General features: G+C 55.8%; 21 protein-coding genes. 6 read left to right on the top strand and 15 right to left on the bottom strand.

The window, feature by feature from the left end:
- Positions 1-10 precede the first annotated feature (10 nt).
- The gene (locus tag HKX44_RS10995) at positions 11-1,228 is read left to right on the top strand and encodes an argininosuccinate synthase (RefSeq protein ID WP_276151372.1); all 1,218 of its coding nucleotides are present in this window, start codon (positions 11-13) and stop codon (positions 1,226-1,228) included.
- Between the two features lie 212 nt (positions 1,229-1,440).
- Here HKX44_RS10995 and HKX44_RS11000 read toward each other — a convergent pair whose 3' ends face one another.
- The gene (locus tag HKX44_RS11000) at positions 1,441-2,139 is read right to left on the bottom strand and encodes an HAD family hydrolase (protein ID WP_276151373.1); all 699 of its coding nucleotides are present in this window, start codon (positions 2,137-2,139) and stop codon (positions 1,441-1,443) included.
- A gap of 142 nt (positions 2,140-2,281) precedes the next feature.
- Here HKX44_RS11000 and msrA point away from each other — a divergent pair, with 142 nt between their 5' ends.
- A complete protein-coding gene (gene msrA, locus HKX44_RS11005; RefSeq protein WP_276151374.1) occupies positions 2,282-2,947 on the top strand; it encodes a peptide-methionine (S)-S-oxide reductase MsrA in 666 nt (221 codons plus the stop codon).
- On the opposite strand, the gene HKX44_RS11010 is transcribed toward msrA, so the two are convergent.
- The 3 genes from HKX44_RS11010 to HKX44_RS11020 form a co-directional block, all read right to left on the bottom strand.
- Positions 2,944-3,816: a ribokinase gene (locus HKX44_RS11010; RefSeq protein WP_276151375.1), complete on the bottom strand. Its 873-nt coding sequence runs from the start codon at positions 3,814-3,816 to the stop codon at positions 2,944-2,946. The genes msrA and HKX44_RS11010 overlap by 4 nt on opposite strands.
- Positions 3,816-6,071, bottom strand: a complete 2,256-nt coding sequence (locus tag HKX44_RS11015) for an NADP-dependent malic enzyme (RefSeq protein WP_276151376.1) — start codon at positions 6,069-6,071, stop codon at positions 3,816-3,818. Before HKX44_RS11015 ends, HKX44_RS11010 begins: the two co-directional genes overlap by 1 nt.
- 82 nt (positions 6,072-6,153) lie before the next feature.
- On the bottom strand, positions 6,154-7,884 hold the full coding sequence (locus tag HKX44_RS11020) for a glycosyltransferase family 61 protein (protein WP_276151377.1): 1,731 nt from the start codon (positions 7,882-7,884) through the stop codon (positions 6,154-6,156).
- Between the two features lie 164 nt (positions 7,885-8,048).
- Here HKX44_RS11020 and mutS point away from each other — a divergent pair, with 164 nt between their 5' ends.
- Both mutS and HKX44_RS11030 read left to right on the top strand, forming a co-directional pair.
- Entirely contained in the window at positions 8,049-10,661 is a 2,613-nt protein-coding gene (gene mutS, locus HKX44_RS11025) for a DNA mismatch repair protein MutS (RefSeq protein WP_276151896.1), read from the top strand.
- 161 nt (positions 10,662-10,822) lie between these two features.
- Positions 10,823-13,258, top strand: a complete 2,436-nt coding sequence (locus HKX44_RS11030; protein WP_276151378.1) for an FAD-dependent oxidoreductase — start codon at positions 10,823-10,825, stop codon at positions 13,256-13,258.
- Between the two features lie 79 nt (positions 13,259-13,337).
- Here the strand turns inward: HKX44_RS11030 and HKX44_RS11035 are convergent, their stop codons facing one another.
- The 3 genes from HKX44_RS11035 to HKX44_RS11045 are packed head-to-tail and all read right to left on the bottom strand — an operon-like array spanning position 13,338 to position 16,914.
- Positions 13,338-14,396 (bottom strand): DUF1513 domain-containing protein, encoded by a 1,059-nt coding sequence (locus HKX44_RS11035; protein WP_276151379.1) that lies wholly within the window; start codon positions 14,394-14,396, stop codon positions 13,338-13,340.
- 23 nt (positions 14,397-14,419) lie between these two features.
- Positions 14,420-15,397, bottom strand: a complete 978-nt coding sequence (locus tag HKX44_RS11040; protein WP_276151380.1) for an imelysin family protein — start codon at positions 15,395-15,397, stop codon at positions 14,420-14,422.
- Complete coding sequence (locus HKX44_RS11045; RefSeq protein ID WP_276151381.1) at positions 15,394-16,914, bottom strand: di-heme oxidoredictase family protein; 1,521 nt, start codon at positions 16,912-16,914, stop codon at positions 15,394-15,396. The genes HKX44_RS11040 and HKX44_RS11045 overlap by 4 nt, the downstream gene beginning before the upstream one ends.
- A 96-nt stretch (positions 16,915-17,010) precedes the next feature.
- On the opposite strand from HKX44_RS11045, the gene HKX44_RS11050 reads away from it, so the two are divergent.
- Together HKX44_RS11050 and HKX44_RS11055 are read left to right on the top strand one after the other, a co-directional pair.
- A complete protein-coding gene (locus HKX44_RS11050; protein WP_276153217.1) occupies positions 17,011-17,451 on the top strand; it encodes a hypothetical protein in 441 nt (146 codons plus the stop codon).
- Between the two features lie 108 nt (positions 17,452-17,559).
- Entirely contained in the window at positions 17,560-18,033 is a 474-nt protein-coding gene (locus tag HKX44_RS11055; protein WP_276151383.1) for a DNA starvation/stationary phase protection protein, read from the top strand.
- Positions 18,034-18,064: 31 nt separating this feature from the next.
- Here the strand turns inward: HKX44_RS11055 and HKX44_RS11060 are convergent, their stop codons facing one another.
- The 8 genes from HKX44_RS11060 to hrcA form a co-directional block, all read right to left on the bottom strand.
- Positions 18,065-18,310, bottom strand: coding sequence for a DUF1289 domain-containing protein (locus HKX44_RS11060; RefSeq protein WP_276151384.1), 246 nt, complete (start codon positions 18,308-18,310; stop codon positions 18,065-18,067).
- A gap of 92 nt (positions 18,311-18,402) precedes the next feature.
- Complete coding sequence (locus HKX44_RS11065) at positions 18,403-19,407, bottom strand: hypothetical protein (RefSeq protein ID WP_276151385.1); 1,005 nt, start codon at positions 19,405-19,407, stop codon at positions 18,403-18,405.
- 59 nt (positions 19,408-19,466) lie between these two features.
- On the bottom strand, positions 19,467-20,726 hold the full coding sequence (locus tag HKX44_RS11070) for an imelysin family protein (RefSeq protein ID WP_276151386.1): 1,260 nt from the start codon (positions 20,724-20,726) through the stop codon (positions 19,467-19,469).
- Between the two features lie 26 nt (positions 20,727-20,752).
- A complete protein-coding gene (locus tag HKX44_RS11075; protein WP_276151387.1) occupies positions 20,753-21,235 on the bottom strand; it encodes a hypothetical protein in 483 nt (160 codons plus the stop codon).
- A complete protein-coding gene (locus HKX44_RS11080) occupies positions 21,232-21,354 on the bottom strand; it encodes a hemin uptake protein HemP (RefSeq protein WP_276151897.1) in 123 nt (40 codons plus the stop codon). Before HKX44_RS11080 ends, HKX44_RS11075 begins: the two co-directional genes overlap by 4 nt.
- 53 nt (positions 21,355-21,407) lie before the next feature.
- The gene (locus tag HKX44_RS11085) at positions 21,408-21,596 is read right to left on the bottom strand and encodes a hypothetical protein (RefSeq protein ID WP_276151388.1); all 189 of its coding nucleotides are present in this window, start codon (positions 21,594-21,596) and stop codon (positions 21,408-21,410) included.
- A 513-nt stretch (positions 21,597-22,109) separates the two neighbouring features.
- Entirely contained in the window at positions 22,110-22,673 is a 564-nt protein-coding gene (locus HKX44_RS11090) for a nucleotide exchange factor GrpE (protein ID WP_276151389.1), read from the bottom strand.
- Positions 22,674-22,682: 9 nt separating this feature from the next.
- Positions 22,683-23,717 (bottom strand): heat-inducible transcriptional repressor HrcA, encoded by a 1,035-nt coding sequence (gene hrcA / locus HKX44_RS11095; RefSeq protein ID WP_276151898.1) that lies wholly within the window; start codon positions 23,715-23,717, stop codon positions 22,683-22,685.
- Positions 23,718-23,849 lie beyond the last annotated feature (132 nt).

Genomic DNA, 23,849 nt, shown 5'->3' on the forward strand with positions numbered 1-23,849 from the left:
GGAGCCGACCATGTTTGTCCCTAAAAAAGTTGTCCTCGCCTATTCCGGTGGTCTCGACACGTCGATCATTCTCAAATGGCTGCAAACAGAATACGGCTGTGAGGTTGTGACCTTTACCGCCGATCTGGGTCAGGGCGAAGAGCTGGAGCCAGCCCGCGCCAAAGCCGAGATGATGGGTGCGTCAGAAATTTATGTCGAGGATGTGCGCGAAGAGTTTGTTCGCGATTTCGTTTTCCCGATGTTCCGCGCCAATGCCGTCTATGAAGGGCTGTACCTGCTTGGTACCTCCATCGCACGGCCCTTGATCTCTAAACGACTGGTCGAGATTGCCGCCGAAACCGGCGCAGATGCCGTGGCCCATGGTGCCACCGGCAAGGGCAACGATCAGGTGCGGTTCGAACTGGCCGCCTATGCGCTGAACCCGGACATCAAGGTCATCGCTCCGTGGCGCGACTGGGATTTGACCAGCCGTACCAAATTGCTGGAATTTGCCGAACTGAACCAAATTCCCGTAGCCAAGGACAAACGTGGCGAGGCACCGTTCAGCGTCGACGCGAACCTGCTGCACACCTCCTCCGAGGGTAAAGTTCTGGAAGACCCCGCCATCGACGCCCCCGACTATGTCTATCAGCGGACGGTGAACCCGGAAGACGCCCCTGACACGCCCGAATATGTCGAGATCGGTTTTGAGCGCGGCGATGCCGTGTCGATCAATGGCGAAGCGATGTCACCAGCGACAATCCTGACCAAGCTCAACGAGCTGGGCGGCAAGCACGGTTGTGGCCGTCTTGATCTGGTCGAAGGTCGCTTTGTCGGAATGAAATCGCGCGGCATTTATGAAACTCCGGGCGGTACGTTGTTGCTTGAAGCCCACCGCGCAATTGAATCAATCACTCTTGATCGTGGCGCGATGCACCTCAAAGACGAGCTGATGCCGAAATACGCAGAGCTGATCTATAATGGTTTCTGGTACAGCCCCGAGCGCACCATGCTGCAAGCGGCAATCGACGCCAGCCAAGCACATGTCACCGGTTCGGTGCGTCTGAAGCTGTACAAAGGCCATGTGCGCACCGTTGGCCGTTGGTCGGATCACTCCCTGTATTCCGAAGTACATGTAACATTTGAAGACGACGCGGGCGCCTACGATCAGAAAGACGCAGCTGGGTTCATCCAGTTGAATGCCCTGCGGCTCAAGTTGCTTGCCGCGCGCGACAAACGTCTCAAGTAAGAAAACAGGCCCGAACCGTTTGGTTCGGGCCTCACACTCGTTACACATCAGAAAGTTTCAGCGAAACTTGATCTGGCGACATCATGCTCCCAAACATATTTCCGTCCGGTTAATGCAGATCGGATTTTGCGCCGGATCGAAACAGGCCCGGCCTTTTCTATGGTCTTCCTTGGCAGAGCAAAATTGACAATGGCCAGGGCGCAAACCCGCCTTTATCCTAATCTCAAACAGTGTTTCTGCATCTTTTGATAGTAGGGCATCGCTTGATCCAGTAATTCCTGCATTGCGGGTTCAAGTGTGGGCACCGGCCCTTCTTCACCGGCAAAGCCGTTACTTTGATGGACGGCGTGATACCAGTGTTCCGCCCATATCCCATCCTCGACCCGCGGCCCGGTTTGCCAATGCAGCATCGCAGGATCGAACGACAAATCGATCGCGGAACATAGTTTTCTCAGCATCGCCTCAGGATCGGCGCGTATATCGGTGCTGTCGATCACAATACCACCCAAGGCATCGAACAGACGCGCTTGTTGCACAAATCCAATGTCATCCAGCGTCGGCGCCTCGCGTTTGGCCGCGTAGCTGGCAATCACCCGTGCCGGATGACGGATCAAATGGACATGCGCACAGCCCGCCGCCCAATCCATCGGGAATCCCTCAACCATATGATGGGGCATATGTTTCATATATAGATGTGGTTCACCCTGACCACTGCATGCCAAACCGACCTTGTTAGGGTCTGTTTCATGGGCGTTCAGGATCTCGTCGTGCATCGGATGAACCTTGCCGGTTCTGGCCAGATAAGGCGCATAAAACGGTTCATCCCTCACCGCAAAATCCGCTCGGGACCCAAAGCTGTACATCATCGCGGTACTCAAATTGCGCGGCCCGGACCACATAGCAATACGCATATTCCCATCCTTTTTCCCTCAACGCTAGGAATGTTACCAGCCTTTGCCAAGCGGTAAAGTAGCATCACCACCGCGTGAGGTGCGCGCCTTGCACCTTGCCCAATGACAACGACCAGCGCAGCATACAGCAAAGGAGACAGACATGTTCAAATTCTCGACCATCAAACCTCTGGCATTGGCGGCACTCATCACCGTGGGGTTGTTTGCACAATCCGGTGCAGCAAGAGCAGCCGGAACCGAAACCCTGACCGTTGCAGGCGGGTGTTTCTGGTGTGTTGAATCCGATTTCGAATCCGTGCGCGGCGTCAAGGAAGCGGTTTCCGGGTTTACCGGCGGCAAGACTGCCAACCCGACCTATAAACAAGTGACCCGGGGCGGAACCGGTCATTACGAGGCCGTTCAGATTCAATTTGACCCTTCCGTTGTCAGCCGCGACACGCTGCTGGCGATGTTCTTTCGCTCAATCGATCCAACAGACGCAGGTGGCCAGTTCTGCGACCGTGGCAAAAGCTATCGCAGTGCCGTTTTCGCGGCCAACGCAACCCAGAAAGCGGCGGCAGAAAAAGCCAGATCAGATGCACAGGCTGCCTTGGGCAAAAAAGTTGTAACACCCGTTCTCGGGAACAGCCGATTTTACCCGGCAGACGACTATCATCAGGATTACTACAAAAGCAGCGACCGGCTGGCGCTGACATCGGTGGGCGTGGGGGTAAAGAAATCCGTCGCTTACAAACGCTATCGCAAGGGCTGTGGTCGGGATGCACGGGTTAAGCAGCTTTGGGGCGCAGAGGCACCTTTTGCGCACTAACCAAAGTCGTGATCCTGTACCTCTTTGAGGTCCGGGATCACATCTGCCGTTCCCGCACGCGCAACCATCAGCGCGCCAGCACGCAGTGCCAGATCAAGCGCATTAGCCATATCCAACCCCCGATCCAGCCCTGCAACAAGATAGCCGGTAAAGGTATCGCCCGCCCCTGTTGTATCCACAACATTAACCGAAAAGGTCGGGAAAGTTTGTACCGTATTCTCTTTGTTAGAGACCCATTTGCAGCCTTCAGCACCAAGGGTAATAACGATGTCATCCACTGGCAGGGCCGTCAGGTCACAACCTGTTGACGCCTGCAATTGTGCTGCTTCAACCGCATTGAGAACCAGCATATCAGCATGTTCAATCACTGCGTTTACCGCGTCTGCCGAGAACGGAGCCGCAGCATAAACCACCCGTAAACCCAATGTCCTTGCGATTTGTGCTGCAAGCTGTTGCCCGTTGGTTTCATTCTGCATCAACAGAAAATCACCCGGGGTCGCTTCGGTCAGTGCGGCACCGATCATCTGCTCGGTGATGGTGTGGTTCGCGCCCGCACACAACACGATGTTGTTCTCGCCATCCGCATCTACGTTGATGTTTGCATGGCCTGTGGCCGCCTCAACCCGTGCAATATGCTGAGTGTCGACACCGTATTCCAACAGGCGGTCAACCGTCCATTTACCGTCATTGCCGACCGCACCAATATGAACGACACGGGCACCGGCACGGGCGGCAGCAACGGACATGTTTGCCCCTTTACCGCCCAGTCCCTGCTGGAACTCCCGCGCTGCCAATGTCTCTCCTGGCCCCGGCAAGTGGCTGAGATAATAGAAATTATCCGCGTTAATCGAGCCGAGGTTCCAGATCATCAGCCCACCTTACACGCCGAGAGGATCGCCATGTTCAAAATGTCGTTTGCCGTCGCTGACGTCGAACAAAGCTGAATACTCTTGTCCACGCCTGTCAGGATCGGGCCGATCACGGTGGCGCCTGCCATTTCCTGCATCAGTTTGACCGAAATGCTGGCCGAATGCCGCGCTGGAACAACCAGAATATTCGCGGGGCCGGTCAGGCGCGAGAACGGGTATTGCTTTTGTGCGGTAACGTTAAGCGCCACATCGACGGTCATTTCGCCCTCGTACTCGAAGTCAACACCCCTGCTATCAAGCACCTTGGGCGCCAAGTGCATTTTCTCGGCACGTTCCGAAACCGGATATCCGAAGGTCGAAAAGCTGACGAATGCCACGCGTGGCTCCAGCCCCATGTGCCGCGCAACTGCTGCACCGCTCTCTGCAATGTTCGCCAGATCGTTTTCATCAGGCCATTCATGCACCAAGGTATCGGCAATAAACACAATCCGGCCTTTATGCATCAGCGCGGTGATACCCGCCGCACCGTGTTGTGCATTCGCATCAAAAACATGGTTGATCCGCTCAAGCACATGCGCCGACTTGCGGGTCGCCCCTGTAACCAAACCATCACCATGACCATGAGCCAGCATCAGGGCGCCAAATACGTGACGATCCCGCGCAGCCAGACGGTGAATGTCCTTACTATCATGGCCACTGCGCTGAAGCCTGCCGTAGAGGTAATTCTTGTAGGTTTCCAGATGGTTGGTGTTTGCCGCGTTCACCACCTCAAGTTCGCGCACGGCATCACTCATGCCGGCCTCTTCCAGCTTGAATTTGACGTCGTCAGGCCGTCCGACAACCAGCGCCTTGCCCAGACCAGAGCGTTGATAGGTCACCGCAGCACGCAGAACCCGCGGATCATCTCCTTCGGCAAAAATCATCCGCGCCTGTGCGGTGCGCGCCCGTGCGTTGATGCCTCGCAGGATGTTCGCCGTCGGATCCATGCGTGATTTCAGGTTCAGCTCATAGGCATCCATATCAATGATTGGCCGCCGCGCCGCGCCTGTGTCCATGCCGGCACGCGCCACCGCAGGCGGAATACGCCAGATCAGACGTGGATCAAACGGCGTGGGAATGATGTAGTCGCGACCAAAGGTCAGGGTTTTGCCATAGGCCACTGCAACCTCGTCCGGCACATCTTCGCGCGCGAGATTGGCAAGGGCATGGGCACAGGCGATCTTCATTTCGTCGTTAATGGCACGGGCGTTGATATCCAGCGCACCACGGAACAGATACGGGAAACCCAGCACGTTGTTCACCTGGTTCGGATAATCCGAGCGCCCGGTGGCTACGATGGCATCCATCCGCACAGCATGGGCCTCTTCGGGGGTAATTTCCGGATCAGGGTTCGCCATGGCAAAGATCACCGGATTGTCCGCCATGCTGGCCACCATGTCCGGCGTCACGGCACCTTTCACGGAAACGCCAAGGAACACATCGGCACCCTTCATCGCCTCTTCGAGGCTGCGCAGCTCTGTAGTCGCAGCATGGGCCGATTTCCACTGGTTCATGCCTTCGGTGCGGCCCTGATAGATCACACCTTTGGTGTCGCACATGATGCAATTGTTGTGCTGGGCCCCCATCGCCTTGAGCAGTTCAAGACAGGCAATGCCTGCAGCGCCGGCACCGTTCAATACGATGCGCACGTCCTCGATTTTTTTACCCGAAAGGTGCAATGCATTGATTAGGCCAGCGGCACAGATCACCGCTGTGCCGTGCTGGTCGTCATGGAACACCGGAATGTCCATTTCTTCCTTCAGGCGCTGCTCAATGATGAAACACTCAGGCGCTTTGATATCTTCAAGGTTGATCCCGCCAAAGGTCGGGCCCATCAACTTCACCGCGTTAATAAAGGCCTCGGTGTCTTCCGTGTCCAGCTCGATATCAATCGAGTTCACATCCGCAAAGCGTTTGAACAGAACCGATTTGCCTTCCATCACCGGCTTGGATGCCAGCGCGCCGAGATTGCCCAGACCCAAAACCGCCGTACCATTCGAGATCACCGCAACAAGGTTGCCCTTGTTTGTGTAATCATAGGCCAGTTCCTGATTTTGCGCGATGGCCTCGCATGGGACCGCCACGCCGGGCGAATAGGCCAGCGACAGGTCTCGCTGTGTCGTCATTGGCACCGTGGCCGAAATTTCGAACTTGCCGGGGGATGGTTCAAGGTGAAAGGCAAGTGCCTCTTCGTCGGTAATTCTGTTTCTGGTCACGGGCGGAACTTTCAGTTGTTTCCCAAGTCTTATCTTCGATCGGCAAAACGTTCAATCAACACAAATGTCTGCAATCTTGAACCTACGTCACGAAACGGACCCAGTCATGTTTCGAGACAAAGGCATCGTGCCTTTCGGGGAAATCCGTCATGAGACGGGACAGCGCCCATCGGATCACCTGAGGCCGTTCACAATGGTTCGCACACCAGATCATACGCACCAATGTCTGCCACCGTTCCGGATCAACCTTATACGCTTGATCCAACGCAAGCAGTTCCGATTTTGGCTCTCCCAGCGCCTTGTGACAATCCGCCCGCACAAGGCACAGCTCACCGCTCTGCTGCACCATTTCGTCGTGGCGCTCTAACAACCCGATTGCCCGTTCTGCTCTGCCAACCTGCAACACCTCGCGCGCAAGCCGCGCAAGATCCTGTGGCTGTTTAAGGTCTGGGTAGTGACCAAGAATGGTCACGACAAACGCCATGATCTGGCCAATGGCCCCCTCGGACAATGACGCGGCGACGATCCCGTCCTTAGAAAAAGAAGGCTCTAACAGTGGGTTTTCGGACCTAAAATCGCAAAAGAAGTTGACATATTTGCACCCGGATGCGTGTGCAAGCGGCCAGAAATCTCCCCATCGAGTCTGTGCGGTTTGAAGTGTGCCGATCTCGATCACATAGGTATCAGGCGATGCAAAAAGCACATTGGTAAAGCCGGCCCCATGATACGAAACCATCACCTCGGCCCGCGCCATCAAGGCGATTTGTTCCAGCGGGCTCAGGCTTTCGAACACGACATATTCAAAGCCGAACATCTCAAGATGCTCGAACAGCAATTCCTCGCCTTCCACATGCCGTGACCGGCTAAGGCGGGTGTCCCGGCCCACAAAAAACCGTTTGGGTAAATGATCAAAATCAAGCCCCTCAATGGCGGCCAATGCCCGTTTGCGCAAGGCCAGCACATTCGTGTTCACCGCATTCATCGCAAGCGGGCCCCGCGCCTGAAGCGAGGTAACGCCATGGTGCCAGACGTCATTGTCGGGCGCATGTTGCTGAAGCCCCTCAAAATCCACGGAAGGCGCCAACAGATATCCACCATCCAGTTCGTGCGCGGTTACAACCTTTTCATATTCTTTTGGTGCCCTTTCAAAGAACATCCGGCCCTTGAATTCAGGAAATAATGCCTCTGCAAAAGCGGCCGCAAACGGGCGTTGCTTGTCTTCGCTATTGGGGAAATGGAAATAGAGATCGCCCTGAAAATCCAATCCGTCCAGAACCGTCAGTTGGGACAGAGATTCGGTGATGAAATGGTAATAGTTAAACGTATTCCGGCATTCGATAGCAAAGGGGGTATCAGGCTCTAACAGCCCGGAATGGAGTGGAATTTCACACCCTTCGTTGCGCAAACGACTGTCTTTTATATAGGCGGTCAGCTCTGCATCCGCATCTCTTTCAGCGGATTTATTCACCTTGCGATATCGCGTCAGGGCGCGCCTCGCAGCCGCACCGCTTAGCACCAGACGGTCCTGGACGGTAACAAAGGAGTGGCGGAATGCAGCCTGTTCCAGAACGACCGGAACGGAATTGAATTCAACCGGCGTCGCCAGTGTGCGATGCCGCTTTGCACCTTTAAGGAAGTGGCGGATTTTCCGGTTGATTTCTGCATGGGCGCTTGCCGCAAACCCCACGATTTGGCCACCTTCGACCGGGCGCCAAAAATACTCCGGTTCAAGCAAAAACTGAACCCCCGGATCCTGCCAAGGGTTCAAAAACAACACATCAGGAAAGAGCGTCAGGTCAATTTTATTACGCATGGTTCATGCATGCTTTCTTGATCGGATTTTGCTCGTTTTAACATGATTGCGCCACCCGTCTAGCAGTCAAGAGCTACGACCACCTCTTTCCTCGCGCAGCTTGGTTTTGTACAGACAGGCAATCCTTGGGGGGTAGTCCGGTGAGCAACACAAAAACAACGCCAATGATGGCACAATATCTTGAGATCAAAGCAGAGCATCAGGGTGCGCTCTTGTTCTACCGGATGGGTGATTTTTACGAGATGTTTTTTGACGATGCCGTCGCCGCGGCGGAGGCGCTGGACATTGCCCTGACCAAACGGGGCAAATACGACGGTGAAGATATTCCGATGTGCGGCGTCCCACATCACGCCGCCGAGGGGTATTTTCTGACGCTGATCCGCAAGGGATTTCGGGTTGCGGTGTGTGAACAGATGGAAAGCCCCGCAGAAGCCAAGAAGCGCGGTCACAAATCGGTTGTCCGCCGCGAGGTCGTGCGCTTGGTCACCCCTGGCACGCTGACCGAGGATTCATTGCTGGAAGCGCGTCGTCACAACTACCTTGCCGCCTTTGCAGAGGTCCGCGAGGCGCAGGCACTGGCGTGGGTCGATATTTCCACAGGTGCCTTTCATGTGATGCCCTTGCCGATCGTGCGCCTTGGGCCTGAACTGGCACGGCTGTCCCCGTCTGAACTGGTGGTCTCCGAGGCAAAAGAAGAGGAATTGCGTGGTTTAGTCTCTGAATTTGGCATTGCACTTACCGGGCTGGCCCGCTCTTCGTTTGACAGTACCGGCGCGGAAACACGGATTTGCGATTTGTTTTCCATCGCCACACTTGATGCTTTCGGCAGCTTTTCCCGTGCGGAAGTTTCGGCCATGGGCGCGTTGATCAGCTATCTTGAGATCACCCAGAAGGGCAAATTGCCTCTGTTGCGCCCACCACAGAAAGAAAGCGAAGAACGGACCGTGCAGATCGACGCCGCGACACGGCGCAATCTTGAGTTAACGCATGGTCTGAACGGTGGTCGCTCCGGATCGTTGCTGGCGTTGATGGATCAGACAAACACAGCCGCAGGGGCGCGGTTGCTGGAACGCCGTATCTCCAGCCCTTCGCGTGTTTCAATAACCATCGGGCAGCGACTGGATGCTGTCAGCTTTGCGTTTAACAACAGTCGTCTACGCCAAACTATCCGTGACACCCTGCGCAAAACTCCAGATCTGGATCGTGCCTTGTCACGGCTGGCTCTTGATCGCGGCGGGCCCCGCGACCTTGCCGCCATCCGCAACGGGTTGGGCGAAGCCGAACATCTGGCGCAACAGCTGGGAGATGACGATCTGCCCGACCTTTTGCAAAACGCAGCCAAGGGGCTTGTTGGTCATGAGGACCTCATTGCCCTGCTTGATGATGCGCTGATTGCGGAGCCGCCGTTGCTGGCGCGTGACGGCGGTTTCATAGCCTCCGGATATGACAGTGAACTGGATGAATCCCGCACATTGCGCGACGAAGGGCGCAGCGTGATTGCCGCCATGCAAGTGCAATTTGCCGCCGACACAGGAATTTCATCCCTCAAAATCAAGCATAACAATGTGTTGGGTTATTTCATTGAAACAACCGCGACCCATGCCGAAAAAATGCTGTCGCCGCCGCTGTCGGAAAAGTTCATTCACCGCCAGACAACCGCCAATCAGGTGCGGTTCACTACCGTTGAGCTTTCCGAGATGGAAACCAAAATCCTGAACGCCGGGAACCATGCACTTGAGATCGAAAAGCGGCTCTATGAAAGGCTAAAACAGGAAATTTTGTCTAGTGCTGCCAAAGTCGCTCAGACCTCTACCGGTATTGCCGAGGTTGATTTGGCCTTTGCTCTGGGCGAGCTTGCCGCGGTTGAAAACTGGACCCGGCCAAAAGTCGATGACAGCCGCGCCTTCCATATCGAGGGCGGACGTCACCCGGTGGTTGAAAAGGCGCTTTCCCAACAAAGCGGCGATCCGTTTATCGCCAACAACTGTGATCTATCAGCGCAGGACGGGGCCAATATCTGGTTACTGACCGGTCCCAACATGGCGGGTAAATCGACATTCCTGCGTCAGAATGCGCTGATTGCTCTGATGGCACAAATGGGCAGTTTTGTCCCTGCCACTGCCGCCCATATCGGTATCGTCAGCCAGCTTTTCAGCCGCGTTGGCGCATCTGATGATCTGGCACGGGGGCGGTCGACCTTTATGGTCGAGATGGTCGAAACGGCTGCCATTCTCAATCAAGCCGATGACCGTGCCTTGGTCATTCTTGATGAAATTGGTCGCGGTACTGCAACCTATGACGGTCTGTCGATTGCCTGGGCCACGCTGGAACACCTGCACGACGTAAACAAATCCCGCGCGCTATTTGCCACTCATTACCACGAAATGACCAACCTTTCAGGCAAACTTGACGGTGTGGACAATGCGACCGTCGCGGTAAAGGAGTGGGAGGGCGAAGTCATCTTTCTGCACGAGGTACGCAAGGGTGCGGCAGATCGGTCTTACGGGGTACAGGTGGCGCAGCTTGCCGGTTTGCCTGACAGCGTAATTGCCCGCGCCCGGGTTGTCTTGGAAGCATTGGAAAAAGGCGAACGTGAAGGCGGCGCAAAACAGAAAACCCTGATTGACGATCTGCCGTTGTTCTCGGCTGTGTCGGCACCTGCCCCCCAACCCGCCAATACTTCAGCGGTGGAAGAGCGTTTGAAAGGCATCAACCCGGACGAACTTACGCCCCGCGACGCCCTGGACCTTCTTTATCAACTGAAAGGGGATTGCTGATCACGATGGCTGCCTGACGAGTCATCCTGCCAATCCTCTTACGGTCATGTTTTCGACAATGGCCCAAAAGCGACACCGAACCCACGTGACCGGATGCTTGTGGCTTGCACGAACAGCAAAAGCCTGCCCAACTTGGCCTATGCTATCGGGAAGGGATCGACGTGAAGTCACGCACAAAAGTAGTTGTCATCGGTGGCGGCATCGCGGGATGCTCAACGCTGTATCATCTGACGCAGGAAGGATGGTCGGATGTTGTTCTGATCGAACGTGATGAATTGACCTCTGGCACGACCTGGCATTCGGCCGCACAGGTCACCAACTTTGGCATGAACCAGACCATGGTGGGCCTCAAAACCCACTCGATCAACCTCTACAAAAAGCTGCGCGACGATCCTGATTATCCCGTGGGGTATCATCACGGGGACGGCGGCATCCGGCTGGCCAATACGCCAGAGCAAATGCAAGGCTACCGCCACTTTGCTTCTATGGCGCGCGGCATGGGTGTCGATTTCGAAGTGATCGACGCACAGGAATGCGCCCGGCGTCACCCATTGATTTCAACGGACAACCTCTTGGGTGGTCTTTGGGATGGTGAAGACGGCGATATTGACCCTGCACAGCTATGTCAGGCGCTGGCGTTCCACGCCCGCAAAGCCGGGGCAGAAGTCTATCGTCATACCAATGTCACCGCCCTGACCCAGCATAAAGATGACACATGGACGGTCGAAACAGACAAAGGCAACATCGACGCGGATATCGTCGTTAACGCCTGTGGGTACCGCGTGAATGAAGTGGGCGCGATGATGGGGGTGCATCATCCGGTCACCTCGATGGAACACCAGTATTTTGTTACCGAGGACATTCCCGCCATCACCGAGGCAGACCACCGGATGCCGCTGCTGCGTTGTCCGATCTCGGATTACTATTCCCGGCAGGAAAAGAATGGTCTGCTGGTCGGGTTTTACGAACAGCATTGCAAGACGTGGGGGATGGACGGGATCAGCCCCAACTTTGCCAATGATCTTTGCCCCGATGATCTGGATCGCGTGATGGATGTGTTGGAAGGTGCATTTGAACGTATGCCGGCCCTGATGGACGTCGGCATCAAACGGGTGGTGAACGGGCCGATTACTTATACCATCGACGGTGCGCCGCTGGTCGGACCAATCCCCGGCAAACGCAACGCCTTTTGCATCATCGGCCTGCGCGCAGGTGTTGGCGAGGGCGGTGGCCACGGCTGGCTGCTGGCGCAACAGATCGTGCATGGCGAAGCACAGTATGACACTTGGGTCATCGATCCTCGCCGCTTTGCCGGCCATGCAAATGTCGAACTGACCGCCCTCAAAGCCATTGAGGATTACCAGAACGAATTCCGTTTCCACTTTCCCCATGAACACCGACCAGCGGGCCGCAATGCCAAAACAACGCCGTTGACCCCGATCATGGCGGCGCAAGGCGCTGAATTTACGGTTGTGAACGGCTGGGAGCGGGTGGATTACATCAAGCCAAACCCCGATTTTCATCCCAGCCTCACATTCAATTTCGACGAAGCGTTTGCGATAGTCGCTGATGAGGTCCGAAATGTGCAGGAGAATGTCGGCCTTTGTGAGGTCAACGGGTTTAACCGGTTCGAAATCACCGGCACCGACCGGCACGCGTTTCTTGACCGGATGTTCTGCGGCACTGTCACGAAAAAAGACGGTCGCATCGGGCTGGGTTACCTGTTGAATCACCCCGGCATGATCAAGGGCGAGGCGACAATTGCCAATATCCCCGCCTCTGAAAATGGGCCTGCGCGGGTCTGGTATGGATCTGCCGCCGCCAGTGAATATCACGACATGGATTGGCTGACCGCCCATCTGCAAGACGGCGAGGATGTACAAATCCGTAGCCTGACAAACGACCAGACAATCCTTGTTCTGGCAGGCCCCAAAGCACGCGATGTCTTGTCTGCCTGCGCGCGCGGGGACTGGTCGAACCAAGCCTTCCGCTGGCTGTCAGTGCGCGAATGCCACGTCGGTATTGCCCCCGCCACTGTCATGGGCGTCAGCTTCTCTGGAGAACTGGCTTATGAAATCCATGTGCCGAACGCCTCACTTTACGCCGCCTATCTTGCCCTGCGCGATGCGGGCGCGGTGCATGGGCTGCGTCTCTTTGGGGCACGCGCAGTTGAATCAATGCGGATGGAAAAAGGGTTTCTGCATTGGAAATCCGAGTTGATCACCGAATTCGATCCCTTCGAAACGGGTCTTGACCGTTTCGTAAAGCCCCAAAAGGGAACGTTCGTCGGTCAGGCCGCGTTGAAGCAACGCATGGCAAAGGGACCTCGGCGCAAACTTGTGACCCTCAAGGTCGATAACACAACCGGCCCCGCCCATAGCGGCGCTTCTCTGATACGGGGCGATAACGTTGTCGGCACGATCACCTCCGGTGATTGGGGTCACCGCGTCGGAATGAATCTGGCCTATGCGTTTGTGGCACCTGAACTGGCTGTGATTGGCAGCATCATGCAGTTAGATCATTGTGGTGATCTGGTCGCGGCCGAGGTCATCGCGCCGTCACCCTATGATCCGGACGGCAGCAGAATGCGTGGCTAGATGCGGCGGGTATCGAGGGAAAATACGGCTCTAAACAGGGAAATACTGGCTTTTCAGCTAGGACGATGTCCCTGCTAAGCTAGGCATTGGCGACGCGGATCAGATGATTGTCGAACGCCAGGTCATGCTGGGCCAACCGGCGCGCGCCCTGCGGCGTCAAAACATGCACATTGCCCAATCCATCGGTAGCCATGGCGCCGTGTTGGGCGATTGCAACACCGCAGATATCGGGTTGGCGCAGGTCCAGCGTACTGCCGGTTTCGGTATCAAACACTTGCAATACCCCGCCCCGCGGGAAGGTCACCGCCATGTGACGATGGTCCAGTACCGCAACGCTTCCGGCATATCCGTCGAGCCCTTGCAGGACGGCATCTGACATCCTTAACAAGGTGATCCCCTCTTGCGGTGAATAGACACCAGCAATTGAGGGGGCCGCATAAGGATCACCCTGCCACTGAAATGCAATCGCGACCCGGCCGTCATCAAAGGCCGCGATGTGACGGATTGAATTCTGATGCTGTTCCGCTGGCAAGCTGGCAACATCCAATGCTGTACCATCCGGACGCATCATCGTCAGGTTTGGCTGCATTGTTGCGAGATTCAGTTTGGCGCGCCCCTGATCTGGGTGGGTTCGGATGCCGCCATTTGCCACCACCAGCATCTCACGTCCGGGTTGGCGCAAAATTTCATGCGGCCCGATCCCACCAGAGGAAAAATCGCCCAGCCGGACATACCCCCCCGCGGCATCCCAGACGCCGATCCGGCCCTGCCCGCTTTCGATGTGGTTTTCGGTGGTGAAAAGGGTTTTTGCGTCTTTCGAGAATGTACCGTGACCATAGAAATGATGACCTTCGGGCGCCGTCAAATGCTGCATGGTCCGGCCCAGCGCACAGTCGATGACCAAAGCATAGGTGCCGGGTCTGCGGGCAAAGGCCACAGCCTCGGGTCTGGTCGGGTGAACAGCCGCCGCATGTCCGCGTGAGGGAAGCGGAAGGGCAAAGGTCCGGCTGCCATCTGCGCGCAATCCCACAAGACTGTGTTTCCCTTCTGGAGTGCGGGCCGCACTTAGATGGGTCGGGGCACCGGCATCCGCCCAAGCCCGCGCTGGCAGGGCCGCCGTCGCCAGTGATGTCTGCAAAAACCTCCGCCGCGACGGCATAGTTAGTCCCCGTCCAGCGCGTTGAACCCGGCGGTGATACCGAGGGCCCCCGCAATCTGTTTGGCCACGGCTTCCTGCACATCCCGCACCGCACGCTGCAAAACCTCGACCTTGAATCGCTTAGCGGGATCAGCAACCCCTGCGAGGGCGGGATCATTCAATGCCTCAGCGCGGGCTATCGCCTCGTTGAAGGCCGATTGCAATTGCGGTGTGGTCACATCTGCAAACGCAGTGCGGGTCAGATCATCCAATGCAGATAGACTTAGTATGATGTGACGTTGACTGCGCTCTGAGCGACGCGCCTCTGCGCGGGTCGGGCGTGGTTTGTCAAAACTGCCCAACGGACGGCCAAGACGTTGATCATGCAAAAACGCGAGAGACGTGGACAAGGCCGTATACAAAGCGCGGCGGGTTTCTTCCGGTGTTTGATAGGCCTGCGTTTCCGACTTTGCGAAATCCGCACCAAAGCCCGATTGCCAGTCCTTATTCAAATCATCCGCCGTCTTGGCGATGAACGTCGCAATGGCCCGGCGCAACACGCATGCGGCGTCGGGGTCTGGCTGATCTTCGGTTAACAAACGTTCAAGGGCTGGAAACCCTTGTGCGGCAATAGACACTTCTTTGAATTCATCAGGATCCGCCAAGGGGGCAGCACCTTCGGCAATCAACCGCGCGATGGCCTTGCCGGTGCGGTCCTTTGGATCAGGCCAATACGATAGCGCCGGCGCGCTGCTGCGCTGCTCAACTGGACCGAACTGGATATGGCTGACGGAAACCCACGCGTCATAGGCGGCATGATACTGCGGCAACATGCCCTTAACCAAGCAATCCTGCGCAGAAACCTCGGCAAGGGACTGCGCGGATTGCGCAAATGTCGCATAGCGCGGCATAATGTGGTCGAACACGGCCTGCCGGGTATCCGCGGCCACGGGCAGCGCCGACAATACACCATAGGTAAGCGGAACAAGAAATCGGATCATAAACTCTCCAGAAACCGAATAAGGGCTTTGCGGTCGGCTGGTGACATATCAATCACCGTCTGTTTGTGCTGCTCTGCTTCGCCACCATGCCACAGAACTGCCTCCAACAGGCTGCGGGCGCGACCATCATGCAGGAAATATGTGTGGCCAGAAACCTGTTCCGTCATGCCGATCCCCCACAACGGCGGAGTGCGCCATTCCTGCCCGTCAGCGCGCGCCTCGGGCCTGTTGTCAGCAAGGCCAGGGCCCATGTCATGCAATAGCATATCTGTATATGGCCAGATCAATTGAAAACTCTGCTCGGGGCTGCCTTCCAAGCGGTGGGTCACATGTTTGGGTGTGTGGCAGGACGTGCAGCCAGTGGTGTAAAACACCTCTTTGCCGCGCAATACTTCTGGATCGTCCACATCACGGCGCGCTGGCACCCCAAGGTTAGAGGAATAGAAGGTCACCAAATCCAGACCCACATCCGAGATTTCCGCACCGTCATGCACATCGGTATTCCCGTCTGGTGCCGCACGGCAGTCGGTCTGTGCAGCGGTACAATCACCGCACCCTTTGGGGAGCAAGGTTGTGGAAATTCCGATATCACCATGAAACGCAGACGCGGACTGCTCCAACACACTTGGCTGGCCGGCCTTTAGGCCAAAGCGGCCCAGCATCGGCTGATCATGCACCATCGACCAAACAATTTGCGCCCGTCCTGAAACCCCGTCCCCGTCAGCATCGTCCGGATCGGCACCGGCCAGAATATCCGCCGCAGGAATCGCGTCCAAAAGGCCAAGGCCGATCATCTGGGGTGCCACACGCGGACTGATCATCAGGTCTGGATGCAGCGGGCCATAGCCCAGGTTTTCCAAACTGTATTGCGGCACCCGCAGCCGCGCAATTGCGCCCCCCGACAAGGGAATTTCTGTTTCATCATAGGTGATATTCACCGATGCCTCAGCGGCAATGCCCGCAACGCCAAAATCTTGCATTTGTCCGCCATAGGTCGGTTCCGGCAGACTGGAAAGATATCCCTCGATTTCGTTGATCCGGTCAGTATCGCCGGGGATCGACAAACGGATCAGCATAGATGTGGCGTTATCCTCTGGCCCCTCGGGGGGATGGCCCCGACCGTCCTTTAGGTGGCAGCGTTGGCAGGAACGCGCATTATACAATGGCCCCAATCCATCAGACGCCAGCGTCGAAGACGGCGATGAAACCCAAAGCTTGCGAAACAGGCCATTACCTACCTTGAAGTCCAGTTCGCGTTCAAAAGTGATATTGCCGGAGGCCTGCGAAAAGGCATTGGCATCGGTTCTTGCACGAACGGTGGCCGCACCGGCGGGGTTACCTTCGAATTTCTCAGCTTGTTCAAAATTGGTCGTTGGCTGGACAATGCGGGCGATGCGCGCGGCTTCTTCGCTGGTGCGCGGAATCACCGGCAGATGCTTGTCCTGCAGAGGTTCTGACACGGCGGGGAACGCCAACGAAGTCGCGAGAATCGCGCAATATTTCAGGGTGCGTTGCATTTCACTTCTTGTACCTTTGATAATACCCTATAACTATACTCAGGAATTAGAGGAAGCGATACCCTCGCCGAAGATTAGTAACGGACCCGCCGCGACATGATGCCACTATCAAAACTGCCAAACTTCCCAGACCCCGCCTCACTTGGAACCACCCCGGTCCAGCAAATGAGCCCGCGGGAAAAAGCCGTTCTGAATACACTGCGTATGGCTGCAATGGAATGCAGAGTGGCCGCGCGGACCGACCTTTTCGAGGCGTGTGCCTTGCTAACCCTTGAGGGTGAAGACGCCAAGCGGACCTTTGTCGACACCTTTGTGAAATGCCTTTCAATCTCGTTAAACAAACAAATCAAGTGGTTCAGCCCAGGGGTCGGCGAAACCTCCTTCGATGAGGCATGGGTGATCCGCTGTCTGGCCTCTATCTGGCACGGGGACACTGGCAGCCTTAGCTTTTTGTTAAGGTCGCGGGTACCGGCAGCGGACCGACGCTATATCGGCTTTTTGCTTGGCCGAATTTCCGAGCAATTTCCTCGGAATTAGAATTGTTCTAAAAAGGCTTGGCAAATCATTTTGATTGTTTATGTTGGCTCTACAGCAAGCCAGCATATTGCCAGCCAGCCGAATTTCAAAAAATCTGAAGGTGAGTAGATGACTCAAACCGCTGCTGCGTTGGATACCGACGCCAAAACCGCCATCGCTGATGCATTGAACCAATCCGTTGCAGAAACTGCTGTGGCGACCATGCTTGCGCAGAATTTTCACTGGAATGTCAAAGGCATGGGCTTTGGACCGCTACACGACCTTTTCCAGAAAATTTACGAAGATCATTTTATCGCGCAGGATGATCTGGCCGAACGGGTACGTGCGCTGGACGAACACGCTGAGGGGATGCTGGCAGGGATGCTCAAGCGTTCAAAAGTGGCAGAACATGACGGTCACGCCTCTGATCAGGAGATGATCCGCATCATGAAGGAAGCACAGGAAACACTGGCAGCAACCCTTGCCGGGTGTGGTGCGTTGGCCGCTGACCATGGTGACACATTGACCGAGGATCTGTGCATTGCACGTGGCCAGACCCACGAAAAATTTGCATGGTTCCTACGGGCCCATCTGGCCGGTTAAATCCGCCCCGCAGACGACAACCTAATCGCGGCTAGAGAACTTTCTCAGCCGCGATTTTCTTTTTGGCCAGCTTTTTGCGATAGCTACGGTCCCAATGGGAATACTTACCCATCCGCTCCTGCTGGGTGACAAGCATCTGCACGAACGCGGTGCGATGACTGTCTTTCTTCAGCGATTTGAACAGGGATTTCTGCGCCTTGGTCATCGAACACCCGATACAGTGTCCTTCGCGCTTGAACTTGCATACATCAATGCACGGGCTGGGTGTTTTTGCCATGGGGTGGCCACCTTGCTGAACTGGGAAAACTCTGGCCGCGATGCAGGTGCGCAAGGAGGCCAGAGCGAAAATTTTACAGTTTACGGCGCCAATCAGCCGCCAAATGGTACAATCAGGTTCACACCAAAAAGCGTCTCTTTGTTGCCGCCATCGTCAACGAAGGCCAGACCGGTTCCCAGCACGTTACCGTTATCAAATTCATATTCCGCAGAAACGGAAATGACATCGGTTTCGCCGCCGCCATCAAGGTCACGGCGTGCAAGGGTTCCGGAGAACGCCCAGTTGTCCATGGTGTAGCCGGCATTCAACGTCAGATATGTCGCGTCATCCGCGCCGCCACCGAAGTTTGAGAAATGCGCCGCTTCGGCAAAGACATAAAACTGGTCAGAGAAATCGTGGCTGACACTTGCGACCAGACCGGTTTCGTCATGCGCATCCCCTGTGCCAGCGCTGAGATGGCGCGCACCAACCTGGAACGTGTTGTTTTTATATTCCTGCGTCCACGTCAGGGCGACATTGTCCAGACGACCGGTGTTCCCGGCACCACCGGCATCCGTAGAATTGCGCCCTCTGTCGGTCCCGATTGAGCGGCTTAGGAAAGTGTCGTCAGCATAGAAAACGCCAAAGCTAAGCGTGCCGTCGGTGGTCAGTTCACTTTCAACAAATACACCGATCTGTTCCGTCAGCTCGTAGTCGCCAGCGACTGTATCGGCGAACAGGCCCCCGGCATCGTCGAACGTCCGCCCAAAGCTTGGGTTTACCTTACCAATGGCGATGCTTGTGGCCGTGCCAAGGTCAAAGGCAACACCGATTTCTTCGAAATAGAAACCGATGTCCTCAAGCAACCTGTCATCCGTTGGATCCTCGATGCTTTCGCCAACAATTGTAAAGAAGCCAGACCCGTTTGCGCCAAAGCTCAGGCTGCCGCCCAGCTCCAGAACACCGTAACCATCGGTGATTTCATTGCCTGCCGTATCGGAAGAGACAACTGCCTCGACGCCCAGCTCCAATTCACCTTCCCATTCAAAGGCATCTTGCGCCACAGCTTGAGTTGCGACACCGGAAACAACGAGTGCCAGCGCTAGTTTGTTAGTCATTTTTGTTATCTTTCAAAGTTCGTAAGCGCTGGCGGCGGCTTGCGCATTTTGTGGTTTGTTTATTTGAACACAGCTTCTGGATCATCCAGGCTGTCTGAGCCTTCAAAGGCAATCTGCTCAACGCCCAGCGCTGCGACCGCGCGTTCGATAGAACGGGTCTGATCAACCAATGCGTCAACAGCACCCATGATCAGAGCCTCACCTGCCTCACTGCCACGCTCAAGCATCGAATCGTAGGCAAAGCCAGCCTCTGCTGCGGTCTTCATCTCGGACATCTCAAGCATGGTGTTGTTCAGCTTGGCACGCAGTTCGGTATCAACACCGCTGTCCGCATCAGCCACCAGCGACGACAAGGACGCGCCATTGACAATTGTGCCATCAATAGAAGTATAGCTGCCCAGATATACGTTGCGAATGCCAAGGGCGTCATAGAAATGGCTGTTATGCGTGTTGTCGGAAAAGCAATCATGCTCTTCTTCGGGGTCGTTCAACATCACGCCCAGCCGCATCCGCTCGCCCGCCTGTTCGCCATAAGACAGCGATCCCATACCGGTCAGCATGGCTGAGATGCCTGCATCTTCATTTTCCATTACAGCGGCACGGGCGGCACCACCTTCTTTCCACTGGTCAGCCATCCACGCGAGATCAGAAACCAACAGTTCGGTTGCCGCCGTCAGATAGTCGCCGCGTCGGTCACAGTTGCCGTTGGTACAATCTGTGCCAGCAGCGAAATCGGTCCAGGGACGCGCACCAGCGCCGGCACCATGACCATTCAAATCCTGACCCCAAAGCAAAAACTCAATGGCGTGATACCCGGTTGCAACATTGGATTCGATGCCATCGGCTTCGTGCAGTTGACCTTCCAGCAGTGCCGGCGTGATCTTGCCCGCATCAATGGTGCTGCCCGACAATGTAAAGGACGGGTTTGCCACCACGTTCAACACGGCATATGCGTTTTCATCCGTCGCACCACCATAGACCGCATCAACATAATCAATCAGCCCCTCGTCCAGAGGCCACGCGTTAACCTTACCCTCCCAATCATCAACGATGGCATTACCAAAGCGATAAACTTCGGTTTGCTGATAGGGTACGCGCGACGCAAGCCAAGCCGTCTTGGCGGTTTGCAAGGCTTCAGCGGAGGGGTTTGCAGTCAATTCCTTTACTGCTTCCAACAGGGTCTGTGCGGTGGTCAGGCTGTCGCTATATTTTGCTTCTGCGATGTCGGCATAGTTGTCCAGAACTGCCAGTTTGTCCGCAAAGGCGGGCGTCGCGAGCAGCGCAACGCTTCCTAGGATGGCTGAGAGGGAGGTTTTCATAGTGGCTTTCCTTTTGGTCGGTAAAGTTAGTGCAGCACACGCAAATGTGCTGGAGGAGAGGAGAGGAATTGACGGGATTGCGCATGTCCGCGCGCCCGGAAGGCCGCACCAACCTGCGCGGCAAGTATTGCGATGTGTTCCGCGTGCGCAGGCAAGGCAATCAGTCCGCTCATTAGAGCCGCGTCATCCAGCGCTCCGCCGCTTGCCGCAGAAACGATTTGCACAAATACACATTCGTCCGCGCCAAGACAGTCGCACGTCAGGCAGTGGCGCACCAATGGCCGGCGTGCATGGTTTGTTAGTGTCATGATCAGCGTGTCAAAAACCGCAAGCGTGTTCTCGGCGGCCGCTTTTGGCCCCGCACCTTCCCAATCCTCGATAACTTTGGCACGGCCGTCAGCACCATCACACCACAGGCGCAAATGGCGCACCAAAAGCGCTTCCCATGGATTGATTGCTGTCAGCTGACCAACTGCAACGGCACCGCGCATATCCTGGTTCTCTATCATTTTGTCAGGATCAGTTTGCCTGCGCGGGTAATGCGCAGAAAATATGTTTGGCCATCCAGAACAATGCGTGCCTGCGCGCCATCCTGGACAAGGTCACGGGCATCAAACGTGGGCAGCATGTCTGTATCGGAAATGACGGCGACGGGCTTGGGGGGGCGTTGCATTGCGGTCATCATACCCGTGCCTCCAGCCAGTCAAATAGCGGTTCCAATGCGCCAGCCTGTGCGAAATTGCCACTCAACGCGTCCTGCAAAACATCGTTGCGAGACAGGACCGGCTGGTCTGCGGTGAAACTCTGCGCCGGCGGTTTGCTGATCGTGCGGGCTACGCCTTGGGTGTTCATAGGGTTCAGATTCATCATCTTTTGCCTCCGGTGATTTTGGGTTCCGGGCTTTCCCTTTCGGGTGGCTAGGAAGACTCTGCTGTGCGCCTTGCACGTTGTGGTTTGACGGGCCTACGCCAGTCGGGTTGATTTGGTTCGCGGGTCCATTGGCTGAAATGGCCACAAAGAGATACACGGGGGTTAAAGCCCACCGCGCAGAATACTTACTAAAACAGTCAGATACTATTTTGGATCGAACTTCAAGGTACCTTATAGTTTTAGTAAGAAATATTTCCATTCAGTCGATTTTTGGTCTGAGTAATTTGATGCTGAGCCCCGTTTGTCGAATTGACTGGCAAGGCGATCCGGCCCGCGTTTTTAAGACGTTGGCTCCGCTCCGTCTCGCAGGCACGGCGGTTCGACGGGCTTTGGATAAGTTAGTTTTGGGGTACCGGCTGTGAAAACACACAGGAGTTAATCAGGTCTTGAAACAAAAAAAGCGGTCAGAAACTGACCGCTTTTCGCATTTTGTGTTTTCTACCCAAGCCGTGTTTAGCCCGCGGGTTGTGAAGAAACCCCAACCTGAGCAGGCCGCAACAGACGGTCGTGCAGCATAAACCCTTCAGCGGCGACCTGAATGATGTCGCCCGCCTTGGTGCCGGGCACAGGGGCCTCGAACATCGCCTGATGTTGCTGCGGATCAAACCGATCACCAACTGCGGGGGAGATTATCTCGATCCCGTGTTTCTTAAACACGTTCAGCAGTTCGCGCATGGTCAGGTCGACCCCTTCCAGCAATGGGCCGGAAACTGCACGCTGTTCTTCGGTCGCCGCTTCAAGCGCGCGCTTCATGTTGTCGTAAACCGGTAACATGTCACGGGCCAGTTTCGAACCACCATAATTTTCGGCCTCGCGACGATCTTTTTCGGACCGCTTGCGTGCATTTTCAGCATCAGCCAAAGCGCGCGTAAAGCGGTCTTTATATTGATCACGCTCCGCGCGCAGCTCATCAAGCGCGAGCGCTTCATCATCAATCTCAGCCTCTTCGGCAGCATATTCTTCTGCCATCGCCTCTTCGATATTGTCGAGGAATTCGTTTTCGTCTGCCTCTGCCATCTTCACCCTCTAGCTACGGTCGGACACTAACTTGCCCACCAGTTGCGCTGTATAATTCACAATCGGGACAATGCGCCCATAGTTCAAACGCGTGGGGCCGATCACCCCTACCGCACCAATCACCTTACGGTCAGCGTTCATATAAGGGGAAACCACCAGAGAGGAACCCGAAAGTGAGAAAAGTTTGTTCTCGGAGCCAATAAAAATGCGCACACCCTGACCTTCTTCGGCCAGATCAAGAAATTCCGCGATATCACGTTTACGTTCCAGATCGTCGAACAGGTTCTTGATCCGCTCCAGGTCCGCTTCCTCGGCTTCATTCTCCAACAGGTTTGACCGCCCACGGACAATCAGCCGTTCAGAGTTTTCATCCGTGCCGGACCAGAGCGCCAGGCCGCTTTCCACCATTTGCTGGGCCAGCACATCAATTTCCTGACGACGTTGTGCAATTTCCTGTGTGACAGCATTCTGCACCTCGCTGATCGTTTTACCCTCAACAATGGCGTTCAGGAAATTCGCCGCTTCCCGCATGGAACTGGGTGTTTGCCCTGGCGGCGGGGAAAACAACCGGTTCTCAACATGGCCATCAGAAAACACCAGAACAACCAGCGCTCGATCTGTCGACAATGAAACAAATTCGATATGTTTGATCGGCGCCTCATGTTTCGGGGTCAGGACCAGCGATGCGCCCTGCGTAACCCCCGACAACGCAGACCCCACACGATCCAGCAAACCACCCACATCAGACGCGCGGTTACCCAAGGTCGCGTCAATCCGTTCGCGGTCCGTCTCTGTCGGGTCGCCCAGTTCGATCATACCATCGACAAACATCCGCAAGCCCATTTGCGTGGGTATCCGCCCCGCGCTGGTATGCGGCGACCCCAGAACTCCCATATATTCAAGATCCTGCATCACATTGCGGATGGTCGCGGCACTGACTTTTTCACTGAAGTCCCGTGTCAGGGTGCGCGAGCCAACAGGATCACCATTCGCCAGATAGCCTTCGACCACACGGCGAAAGACCTCGCGCGAGCGCGCATTCATTTCGTCCAGCAGATTTGATGTTTCGGGTTTTGGTTCAATCATGGTCCAGCCAATAAAGGTGCGCAAAGGGCAAACGTCAATCAGGCTTGCATCCTGTCGTCATGGAACGGTATCCCAGATCAACATCGAAAA

It is taken from the genome of Sulfitobacter sp. M05, assembly GCF_029285175.1.
Taxonomy (GTDB): domain Bacteria; phylum Pseudomonadota; class Alphaproteobacteria; order Rhodobacterales; family Rhodobacteraceae; genus Sulfitobacter.